The sequence below is a fragment of the Nocardia alni genome, assembly GCF_019038435.1.
Taxonomy (GTDB): Bacteria; Actinomycetota; Actinomycetes; order Mycobacteriales; family Mycobacteriaceae; genus Nocardia; species Nocardia alni.
On record NZ_JAGPOX010000227.1, the window covers coordinates 1 to 10,547 of the forward strand.

Genomic DNA, 10,547 nt, shown 5'->3' on the forward strand with positions numbered 1-10,547 from the left:
GGCCCCTACCTGTCCTACGGCCTTCAGTGGCTCGCCTTCGGCGTCATGGCGCCCCTCGGCCTCGGCTACTTCATCTACGCGGAAATCAGCGAACGCCGGCGCGAACGCGTCGTCGCCCCAGCCGATTCCACGGTCGGCGCACCGCCCCCCGACGAACCCGCGCCCGCCGCAACCGCTTCCGCGCGGCCGTCCGGAGCCGGCACGACAACCACCGATTCCCCGCCCGCCACCGCCCCCGTGCACACGAAGGCACAGACGAACGCGGACCGTCTCGCCGACCGTTACGGGGGCGCTCGCCGCTGATCGGAAGTCGAGCCGGTCGCGCGACGACTACGGTCGAACGCGGAAGAACCGTTAAGATTGTGTCAGGGTGTGTCGGGAAGTCTGGTCGACGGTAACTACCGCCGAGCCGTAAGGAACTCCGATGGCCGTTCTGCCGCAAGCATTTTCCCGATCTGCCGGGTGGTCTCAGCTCGGGCCGGTGCCGGGCGCATGGGTTCGGTCGCAATGAGCGGGGTGACGCCGTTCGCGGTGGCACTGCTGATCGTGGCGCTGGTGGGGTTGGCCGCGGTGCTGTCCAATCGGCTGGGTGAGTGGTTGCCGGTGCCCGCGTCGGCACTGTTCCTGGTCGGCGCGGCTCTGGCGTCGGATGTGTGGACGAGGGTGGCGCACATACCTTTGCCGCTGATGGATCAGGTGGTCACCTGTGCGCTGGTGGTAATCCTGTTCGACGGGGGTATGCAGATCGGCTGGCGGCGGTTCCGCGCCAACGCCGGGGCGATCGCGTGGATCGGCGTGGCGGGAACGGTGGTGACCGCGCTGGCACTGGCCGTGGCCGCGCATTCGCTGTTCGGGCTGGGCTGGCGGATCGCACTGCTGCTGGGCACAGCACTGTCGCCGACCGATCCGGCCGTGGTGTTCTCGGTCCTCGGACGACGCCACATCGGCGGGCGCAGCGGGGTTCTCCTGCAAGGCGAGTCCGGCGCCAACGATCCGGTCGGTATCGCGCTGATGGTGGTGCTGCTGGGCGCGACCCGCGTCGATGTGCATTCGGTCGGCGCGGTCCTGAGCGGGTTCTCGCTGCAGATCGTGGTCGGCGCGGTCGTGGGACTGGCCGGGGGGCTGGGCCTGCTGTGGTTCATGCGCCGAGTTCCGTTGCCGGGGGCCGGATTATATTCGCTCCGGGTGCTGACCTGTATCTTGGCGATCTATGCCGTCGCCACGCTCGCGGACGGTTCCGGTTTCCTCGCGGTGCTGGTCGCCGGCATCGTCATCGGCGGCCAGCGCGCGCCGTACCGCGCCGAGATCGAGCGATTCCATTCCGCGCTGGCCAATTTGGGTGAGATCGTCGCATTCGTCATGCTGGGCCTCACCATTCAGGTGACCGGTCCGCGTGGCATAGCGCACGGCGGCGCCTGGTGGATAGGGCTGAGCCTGGCCGTGCTGCTGACCGTGGTGATCCGCCCGGTGCTCGTCGGGCTGCTGACCTGGCGTATTCGCCTGAAACGCGGTGAGCGACTGTTCGTGCTGTGGACCGGGCTCAAGGGCGCGGTGCCGATCCTGCTGGGCAGTTATATTCTGCGCGCGGGGATTCCGGACGCGACCCGCGCCTACGAGATCATCTTCGTGGTGGTCGCCTTCTCGGTTGTCGTGCAGGGCAGCGCGGTACCGATGCTGGCCCGGCGCCTGGGCATACCGCTACGCACGGTGAATCCGCGCCCGTGGGCGATGAACGCGCGGTTCGAGGAAGAACCCGAGAGCCTGCACAGGTTCACCGTCGCGGCGGGCTCGACTGCCGACGGCGCCGCGGTCGCCGCACTGCCCGCGCCCGATCTGTGGGTGAGTGTGATCATCCGCGGCGGACGGCTGGTGACGGTGACACCGGAGACTGTGCTGCGCAGCGGAGACGAGGTCCTGGTCATCGCCGAGCCGGACACCGGCCCCGCCCTCACCGCGCTGTTCCAATCGGATCCGGCGGTGAAAGATCCATCGGATACCACAGTGCCGCGAGAGATTCCGGGTGCTCCCGGGCGACCTCGAAAGCGCCGTCGTGTCGATGCCGTCGGGCGCCGACGCCCGGCAGCGGCGGCGCTGCGGGCGTTAGCGCCAGGCCGGACGCAGAGCCACCGAGTGGTCCATCGGCCGGCCGTCGACCAGATCGTCCCTGCTCCGGTCGTGGCGGATGTACGAGTTGTAGAACCCCAGGACGACAATCCCGCCCCACGCGGTGAGGTACATCCCCACGCCCGGAGCGCCCATCGCCAGCCCGAAGAAGATGACCGCCCAGACGACGATCAACGCGACATCGAGGACCTTCCCCATCGACTCCCTCTCTTCTGACGGAATCCCCCGCCGAATGGGAGGTTACTTCGATGTAACACGGCGGCCGGTGCTTCCATACGGAATCACGACGGAATATGGACGGATTCCTATCGGAGGACCGCAGCGGCCGCAGCGGTGCTGAACGCGGCGGCGAACTGAACGGCCTCGGACAGCCGCACCGCACGGCGCAGATCCGCGACGCGGGGCGTGGGACCGTCGCCGAGGGTGGGACGCAGTTCCGCGCCGTGCCGGTACTGGGTGCGACCGCCCAGGCGGACACCCAGCGCACCGGCCATCGTCGACTCCGCCACGCCCGCGTTCGGGCTAGGATGCCGGGCGGCGTCGCGCCGCCAGGCACGCAGTGCCGCCGCCGGGCTGCCGCCCACGAGCGGGGCCGTGGCGGCGGTCAGCAGGCCGCTGAGGCGTGCCGGGAGCAGATTCGCCAGGTCGTCGGTGCGGGCGGCGGCCCAGCCGAAGTCTCGATACCGCTCGTTGCGATAGCCGACCATCGCGTCCAGGGTGTTGACCGCGCGGTAGGCCAGCAACCCGGGAACCCCTGCGAACGCGCCCCAGACCAGCGGCGCCACCGTCGCGTCGGAGGTGTTCTCCGCGATCGACTCCGTGGCGGCCCGGGCCAATCCGTCCGCATCGAGCACATCGGGGTCGCGCCCGCATAACGATGGCAACAGCGCCCGCGCCCCCGCCAGATCGTCGGCTTCGAGCCGATCGGCCATCGCGCGCCCGGTCCGGACCAGCGTCGTACCGCCCAACACCATCCAGGTCGCCAGCGCCGTCAATCCCGCCGATGCGACGAACCGCACCCCGTCCCGCCGGCACAGCCCCACTCCACGCTGCGCCGCCGACCCGATCGCGATCGTCCCCCCGATCAACACTGCCTCATACGCCACTCCCGCACCCCGACCGTCGCGATACATCGTCGACTCGACAGCCCCCGCCACCGACCCGAACCCGGCCACCGGATGCCACCGCCGCGGATCGCCCAGGGCCCGGTCCAGCCCGAACCCGAGCACCAGCCCCGCCGCCGTCGACATCCGTCCAGTCACTCAGCGAGAGTATCCGTCGCCGACACCCTGCCGGGCATCCAGAGCCGACACTGTGCCCGGCATCCCACCGATAGTTCGGCCACCGAGGTCGCGGTCGTGCTCGGGTTGGCCTGAGCCCGGCCTCCCGCTGCATTTTCCCTCCTCGAAACTCCGGTTTCCGACAATTCCACCCGAAAAATGCAGCGGGAGGCCGGTTCTCCACCTCCCCCGAGCCGGTTCTCCCAGTCCGCCGGTTATGTCCCACACAGATCCATACGCGGTCTTGATCGGCATCGGCGCAGTCCAGCGCACCGCGCCATACCGTGTTGTCACACCATCGGGTCCGGTCTCGTCTCCCTGATGGATAGGCTCGTGAAACAGGTGGGAGACGGGAATGGAGGCCGCAGTGACGACCGAGGAGCGTCCCGAGGGGATCGGCGATATCGACCGGGCCGAGCTGGCGCGCCGGTTCGAGGAGCATCGGCCGTATCTGCGGCGGCTGGCGTACAGCACCCTGGGCAGCCTCACCGACGCCGACGACGTGGTGCAGGACGCCTGGCTGCGGCTGCAACGCTGGCACGAAAACCGCGCCGGCGGTGAGCGAATCGAGAATCTGCGGGCCTGGCTGTCCACCGTCACCGGACGGCTGGCGCTGGATCAGCTGGGTTCGGCGCGTTCGCGCCGCGAACAGTATGTCGGCGAATGGCTGCCCGAACCCGTCGTCACCACCTCCACCGACCCGGCCGACCGGGTCACCCAGGACGAGCGGGTGACCACGGCGCTGCTGGTCGTGCTGGAATCGCTGTCACCGGCCGAACGCACCGCGTTCGTGCTGCAGGACGTGTTCGGCATGAGCGGTCCGGAGGTCGCCGAGGTGGTCGGGCGCACCCCGGCGGCGGTGCGGCAGCTGGCCTCGCGCGCCCGCAAGCACGTGCAGGACGGCACCCCGCGGTTCCCCGCCAGCCAGGACGAGCAGGAGCGGGTGGTGTCGGCGTTCGCGCTGGCGTGGCGTTCCGGCGACCTGGCCACCCTGCTCGGCGTCCTGGACGAGAACGTCACCCTGACCGCCGACGGCGGCGGCAAGGTGCCCGCGATCCGCAAGCCGGTGCGCGGCTCGGAGCTCATCGCCAAGCTGTTCCTGGGCTGGTACCGCTCCACGACCGGCGCGTGGGCCCGCGCGGTGCAGGTCAACGGCCGCCCCGGCCTGCTCGTCTCCGACGGCGCCAACCCGGGCGTGGCGTCGTTCGTCGTCGACGACGGCAAGATCACCGCGATCACCATCGTCCGCAACCCGGACAAGCTGCACGACCTGCCCTTGGACGGCGACCCCGACTGGTACATCAACTGAGTCCCGGCGCCCGTGTGGTCTCGATCACCCCCGCATCGCCCCCGCCCACGAGAACGAGCGCCGGCGCCGCACTAGAAGCGAGAGGAACCGCCCAGCGCGACGATGCCGTGTGCGTCGGCGACCTCGGCGGAAAAGAGTCGTCCCGCATCGGCGGTCAGGCCCGCCCCCAGTCCGGGATCGGCGTGGCAGGCGTCGCGCCAACCGTGATCGGCGATCGCGCGCGCATAGGGCAGGGTGGCGTTGGTGAGCGCCACGGTCGCCGTATGCGGTACCGCGCCGGGCATATTGGCCACGCAGTAGAACAGCGAATCCGCGACACGGAAGGTGGGGGCGTCGTGCGTGGTGGGATGCGAACTCTCGAAGCAGCCGCCCTGATCGATCGCGATATCGACCAGCACCGAACCGGGCCGCATCCGGGCCACCAGCGTGTCGGGCACCAGCCGCGGCGCCCGCGCACCCGGCACCAGGACCGAACCGATCACCAGATCCGCTGCGAGCACGGCCCTTTCGACCTCGGCGGTATTCGAGCCGACGGTGACCAGCCGACCACCGAAACGGGCGTCGAGCTCACGCAGCCGCGCCGGATTGGTATCCAGCACGGTCACGTGCGCGCCCATGCCCACGGCCACGGTCGCGGCGTTGGTCCCGGCCACACCGCCGCCCAGCACCACAACCTCGGCCGGGCGCACCCCGGGAACGCCACCCAGCAACACTCCCGCACCGCCGTTGGGAGCCATCAGATGGTGCGCACCGACCTGGGCGGCGAGCTTGCCTGCGACCTCGCTCATCGGCGCCAGCAGCGGTAGCGTTCCGGCCGGTCCGCGCACGGTCTCGTAGGCGATCGCGGTGATCCCGGAACTCAGGATCGCGTCGGTGCATTCCCGCGAGGCGGCCAGATGCAGATAGGTGAACAGCACCTGCCCGGCGCGCATGCGCGAATACTCCTGCGCTATGGGCTCTTTCACCTTCAGGACCAGATCGGCCGCACCCCACACCTCCGGAGCCGACGGCACGATCCGCGCGCCGGTGGCGAGGTAATCCCGGTCGGGGAATCCGGACCCCTCCCCCGCACCGGCCTCGACCAGCACCTCGTGCCCGTGCCGGGTGAGTTCCCCCGCTCCGGCCGGAGTCACCGCGACCCGCCTCTCCTGCGGTTTGATCTCCCGAGGAACCCCGATTCTCATAACGCAATCGTCGTGTACCGCCACCCCGGACGCCACGACCCCGGCCCCGCGATTCGCCGGAGGCAATCAGCAGGCAACTAGGCGGAATACGCCGTCTCCGTACCCAACGGCGGAATACGCAGTTGTTCGGAGCGACCACCGTATTCGAAGGTACGGGACAGGCGGTCGAGGGTTTCGCTGAAATGGTGCCAGCCCTCGGCGTGCACCGGGATGATCACCGCGTCACCGAGTACCTGGGCCGCCTCCAGTGCGGTGCGGGCGTTGAGGGTCAGGTCCCGGTCACCGAAGCGGCCGACATTGGCGGCGCCCACGTTGAGCAGGGCGATATCGATACGACCGATGTGCGCGGCGATCTGCTCGACCACGGCGACGGACGCGTTGTCGCCGGACACGTACACCGTCGGCCACCCCGGTGACCGCAGCACGAAACCGGTCACCACCCCGGACGACGCCTCGGCGCCCTCGGGTCCGTGCAGCGCCGGAACGCCGGTCACCTCGACTTCGCCGATCCGTAGCGACTCCCAGTTCACCAGTCCCCGAACGCCTTCCATCCGTCCGGCCGCATCGGGAGTGGACAGCACCTGCCCGGCGCCCGCGAGGAATTCGCGCCCGGACACGTCGAGGTTGTCGGCGTGCTGATCGTGCGACAGCAGCACCACGTCGACCGGTCCCACCTGCGCAGCCGGAATCGCCGGACCGATCAGTTTGTGCAGGGTGACACCGGGGGACGGATAGTCGCCGGGCTGGTCGAAGGTCGGATCGGTGAGCCAGGTGAGACCCGCGTACCGGAACCGGACGGTGGGGCCGCCGATGTGCAGCAGTTCGAGTGCGGTGCTGAGCGTTTCGGTCATGTGGACCAGTGTGATCGTCATCGAATCCTGCCGACAGTGGCCCGGAGGCCGACTATCGCTAAAATCAGGCCATGCATCGCGTGGCCGTACTCGCCTTCGACGGCATCAGCCCGTTCCACCTGTCCGTGCCCGGACTGGTGTTCGGCCGAATCGGTACCAGCGCGCAGGCCGGCGCGCCGTACGTCGTGGAGACCTGCGCGGAGCAGCCCGGGATCCTGCGCACCCCTGGCGATTTCGACCTGAGCGTGCGGCACGGCCCGGAGGTGATCGATCGAGCCGATACCGTCGTCGTCCCCAGCTGGGATCCGGATCTCGAAGTACCCCGGACGATTCGGCGATCCCTGCTGGCCGCGCACGGGCGCGGGGCGCGGATCGTCGGGCTGTGCCTGGGCTCCTGGGCGATCGCCGCGACGGGCCTGGCCGACGGCCGCGAGCTCACCACGCACTGGTCCGCCGCGTCCGCACTGGCCCGGACCTTTCCCGCGGTCCGGGTGCGAGCGGACGTGCTGTGGACCGACCTCGGCGACGTGGTCACCTCCGCCGGTGTCGCGGCCGCGCTGGACTGCTGCCTGCACCTGGTCCGCGCCGACCACGGCAGCCGCGTCGCCGCGGATCTGGCCCGCACCCTGGTCCTGGCCCCGCATCGCGGCGGATCCCAGGCTCAGTACATCCCCACCTCCGTGCCCGACACCGTCGACGACGATCCGATCGAACACGCCATGGTCTGGGCCCGAACGCATCTGGGCGATCCGATCGACCTGGACGGCTGGGCGCGCACCGCGGCGATGTCGCGCCGCACCTTCACCCGCCGCTTCCGCGAGCGCACCGGCTCGAGCCCCCAGCAGTGGCTGCTGCACCAGCGCGTCGACCACGCCCGCCTGCTGCTGGAGTCCACCGGGAACACCATGGACCGCATCGCCGCCGAGTCCGGTCTGGGCACAGCGGTCAACCTGCGCCACCACTTCCACCGCACCCTGGGCATCTCCCCGGCCGCCCACCGCGCCACGTTCCGCTTCAGTTGACGTGGCAGCGTGCGCGGCCGGAACTCACCCGTCGTCCCGGCACGGGCAAGGGCTCGGCTGTGCCCGTTGGTCACTCGCCCACGCGCGGCCGGGTCACCACCGTCCGGCGAGTACGTTGGTGATCATGAAGATCCAACTCGGTGAGCACGCGCCGCAGATCGACGATTCGGCATGGGTCGCGCCGAATGCGACGGTGATCGGGCGGGTGCGCCTCGGTGCGCAGGTCGGGATCTGGTACTCGGCCGTACTGCGCGGCGACCTCGAGGACATCAGCGTGGGCGAGCGGACCAATATTCAGGACGGCTGCGTGCTGCACGCCGACCCGGGCTTCCCGTTGACGGTCGGCGCGGGGGTTTCCGTGGGCCACAACGCGATCCTGCACGGCTGCACGATCGGCGACGACGTGCTGGTCGGCATGGGCGCCACCGTCCTGAACGGCGCGGTGATCGGCGAGGGCAGCCTCATCGCCGCCAACGCGCTGATTCCCGAGGGCGCGCAGATCCCGCCCCGCTCGCTCGTCGCGGGCGTGCCCGGCAAGGTGCGCCGCGAGCTCGGTGACGAGGACGTGGACCGCATCCGCCTCAACGCGGCGGTGTACCTGCACAATCTGACATCGCACAGGGGCGGCTTCGAGGTGTGACACATCACACAGACCTCGGATTCGGACGGTCCGCACTTGCTAGCATCGTGCCAGCGCGCCCGAGGGCGGACAATGCGGTCGAATCCGCCGAATATCGAGCGCGCCGGCGTTGGGCAAGGAGGTTCACGGTGGGCTGCGAGCAGGCCGGTATGCACCGACACAGGGAGCGGATCAGTCTGGCCGATATCGCGGCACAGCCCGGAGGTATCGAGGCACTTCAGCGCCGCGTCCACGAGTTGCGGTCCAGTGGAATAGATTTCGCCGCCAACGCCATCGAGCGGGAAATGGCGGCATTGAACCTGCGCTGAGCAGGGCCTACATCGGCGACCCGAGCGCGAAGGCGGTCGCTATTCGCTCGTCCAGCACGTCCGGATCCGGGTCGGTACCGCCGTCGACACAGGCTCGCACCCACTGCGCCAATGCCGCCGAGGCGGCGGTCGTCGGGTCCGGAACCGGTAGACGCGCAACGTATTGCGTGATCCAGCGACGCCGTCCCGCGTAGAGCCGGTTGCCGCACACCGCATCGTAGAAGCGCAGGCCCAGCGTCGAATTCGCCACGGCCATCAGCAGATAGGCGAGCGGGTCGCTGCCGATATCGGGTAGCGAGATCCAGTAGCAGTCGCCGTTGACGATCGCCCCACTGCGGTCCAGCGCGAATCGAGGCGCGACGCTGATGTCGGGGAACACCAGCTTGGGATGCCGCCACAGGTCCGGGCGCTGCGGCACCCAGATCTCGAACCATTCCCGCCCGCCCCCGGTGACATAGTCGCGCGCGGCCAGGGCATCCTTGTGCTCGGCGAGATACGCCGCGGCGCCGGGAAATTCGGCCAGGTCCACCGGGATTCGCCGGGGGCAGGTCACATCGTAGGGATAGAGCACCCGGGTCGGGCGATCCCTGGTGATCCGCCAGGGTTCCAGGTCGTGATGGGTGAGCAGGTCGAACAGCAGCTCGTCTTCGGGCCGCGGGTCCCGCTGCTCCCACTGGTCCGAGATGAAGACCCGGTCGGCGGTCGTCTTGATACCCACCCGGATTCGCGCCACCTCGCCGAACGTCCGCCACGTCCCCGCCCGGACCCGGCCCAGCCACTCGTCCACTCCCGGTCGCGACATCCGCCAGGGTGTCGCGGTGTCCATCATCGCGATACGGATCGGTTTTGCCCCGTCGAGCGTGCCGGTATTTCCCCGAGGCGCGTCGTCCGGTCCGCTGTACGCGGGCGGCGCCGGGGAACCCGGCTGCGGCACAAGGTCACCCGTGGCCAGCACACCGGCCTCGACCACGATGTGCCGACCGTCGTGCAACACCGAACAGTCGCGTGCGGCGGCCAAGGCCGCGAACAGGTCGGTTCCCGGCAGCCCGGTATCCGAGGCGAGCCCGGTTCCCGCCGCAAGATCCGGCTCGCCGTCGTCGGCGACCTCGTAGGCCGAAACATACCGGCACGGCGTGCCCGACGCGCCGCGCACCGCGACGGTGACGGCCGGAAGCACCGCCGCGGTGAACAACTTGGTGTCGCCGAGGTCGTAGAGCTCCACCGGCGTCAGCTCCGCACGCAGCAGCGCGCGCAGGTTGGCGCCCGCCTTGGTGGTGAGAAACCGGTTGGCGCACAACAGGCCCACCACCCCGCCCGGGCGCAGTAACCGGGGCACGCTGGCGACGAACGGATGGGTCAGGTCGATGCGGCCGCGCAGGCCGAACCGGGTGCTGAGCATGCGCGCGGTGGCCGCGCCCAGCTGCTGGGTGCGCACATAGGGCGGATTGGTGATGACGGCGTCGAATGACGCCGCGCCCAGTTCCGGTGCCACGCGGAGAAAGTCACCGACATACCAGTCCACGGGCAGACCACCCGAGCGGGTGCGCGCCACCGCGACCGCCTCGGCGTCCAGATCGTATCCGGTCAGCCGCAGCTCGATCCCCGGAAACCGCCGGGTGGCGGCCCGATACACGGCCAGCAGCAGCTCACCGTCCCCGCACGCGGGATCCAGAATTCGCAATCGCCGCTGCGGCACAACATATTCCAGCAGCCGCTCAGCCAGGAATTCCGCCAGCCTGTCCGGGGTGTAGTGCCGCCCGTGCCGCTTGCGCAACCCCGCACCGGCGGCCGCGATCGCCCGCCGGTCACCCGCTGCCCGCCCACCCCGG

The 10,547-nt window shown here is 69.9% G+C and carries 9 protein-coding genes and 1 pseudogene; 6 read left to right on the forward strand and 4 right to left on the reverse strand.

Going from position 1 to position 10,547, the window contains the following annotated elements; all coding sequences use genetic code 11:
- Both JZ791_RS42025 and JZ791_RS42030 read left to right on the forward strand, forming a co-directional pair.
- A pseudogene (locus JZ791_RS42025) lies at positions 1 to 303 on the forward strand (SURF1 family cytochrome oxidase biogenesis protein); the annotation flags it as partial.
- 189 nt (positions 304 to 492) lie between these two features.
- Positions 493 to 2,340 carry a cation:proton antiporter domain-containing protein gene (locus JZ791_RS42030; RefSeq protein WP_254207290.1) on the forward strand — a complete coding sequence of 616 codons (1,848 nt, stop codon included), beginning with the start codon at positions 493 to 495 and terminating at the stop codon, positions 2,338 to 2,340.
- Between the two features lie 89 nt (positions 2,341 to 2,429).
- Here the strand turns inward: JZ791_RS42030 and JZ791_RS42035 are convergent, their stop codons facing one another.
- Positions 2,430 to 3,374, reverse strand: a complete 945-nt coding sequence (locus JZ791_RS42035; protein ID WP_216903239.1) for a cobalamin biosynthesis protein — start codon at positions 3,372 to 3,374, stop codon at positions 2,430 to 2,432.
- A gap of 397 nt (positions 3,375 to 3,771) precedes the next feature.
- Here JZ791_RS42035 and sigJ point away from each other — a divergent pair, with 397 nt between their 5' ends.
- Positions 3,772 to 4,713: an RNA polymerase sigma factor SigJ gene (sigJ, locus tag JZ791_RS42040; protein WP_308163459.1), complete on the forward strand. Its 942-nt coding sequence runs from the start codon at positions 3,772 to 3,774 to the stop codon at positions 4,711 to 4,713.
- Positions 4,714 to 4,784: 71 nt separating this feature from the next.
- Here sigJ and ald read toward each other — a convergent pair whose 3' ends face one another.
- The gene (ald, locus tag JZ791_RS42045) at positions 4,785 to 5,897 is read right to left on the reverse strand and encodes an alanine dehydrogenase (RefSeq protein ID WP_216903230.1); all 1,113 of its coding nucleotides are present in this window, start codon (positions 5,895 to 5,897) and stop codon (positions 4,785 to 4,787) included.
- A 77-nt stretch (positions 5,898 to 5,974) separates the two neighbouring features.
- A complete protein-coding gene (locus JZ791_RS42050) occupies positions 5,975 to 6,769 on the reverse strand; it encodes an MBL fold metallo-hydrolase (protein ID WP_254207291.1) in 795 nt (264 codons plus the stop codon).
- Between the two features lie 50 nt (positions 6,770 to 6,819).
- Here JZ791_RS42050 and JZ791_RS42055 point away from each other — a divergent pair, with 50 nt between their 5' ends.
- The 3 genes from JZ791_RS42055 (at position 6,820) to JZ791_RS42065 (ending at position 8,718) form a co-directional block, all read left to right on the forward strand.
- Positions 6,820 to 7,770, forward strand: coding sequence for a GlxA family transcriptional regulator (locus JZ791_RS42055; protein ID WP_216903231.1), 951 nt, complete (start codon positions 6,820 to 6,822; stop codon positions 7,768 to 7,770).
- A gap of 124 nt (positions 7,771 to 7,894) precedes the next feature.
- Entirely contained in the window at positions 7,895 to 8,410 is a 516-nt protein-coding gene (locus JZ791_RS42060) for a gamma carbonic anhydrase family protein (RefSeq protein ID WP_216903233.1), read from the forward strand.
- A gap of 149 nt (positions 8,411 to 8,559) precedes the next feature.
- Positions 8,560 to 8,718, forward strand: coding sequence for a hypothetical protein (locus JZ791_RS42065; RefSeq protein WP_254207292.1), 159 nt, complete (start codon positions 8,560 to 8,562; stop codon positions 8,716 to 8,718).
- A gap of 7 nt (positions 8,719 to 8,725) precedes the next feature.
- Here JZ791_RS42065 and JZ791_RS42070 read toward each other — a convergent pair.
- The coding region (locus JZ791_RS42070; protein ID WP_438804632.1) for an Eco57I restriction-modification methylase domain-containing protein at positions 8,726 to 10,547 on the reverse strand (1,822 nt) is incomplete at its 5' end.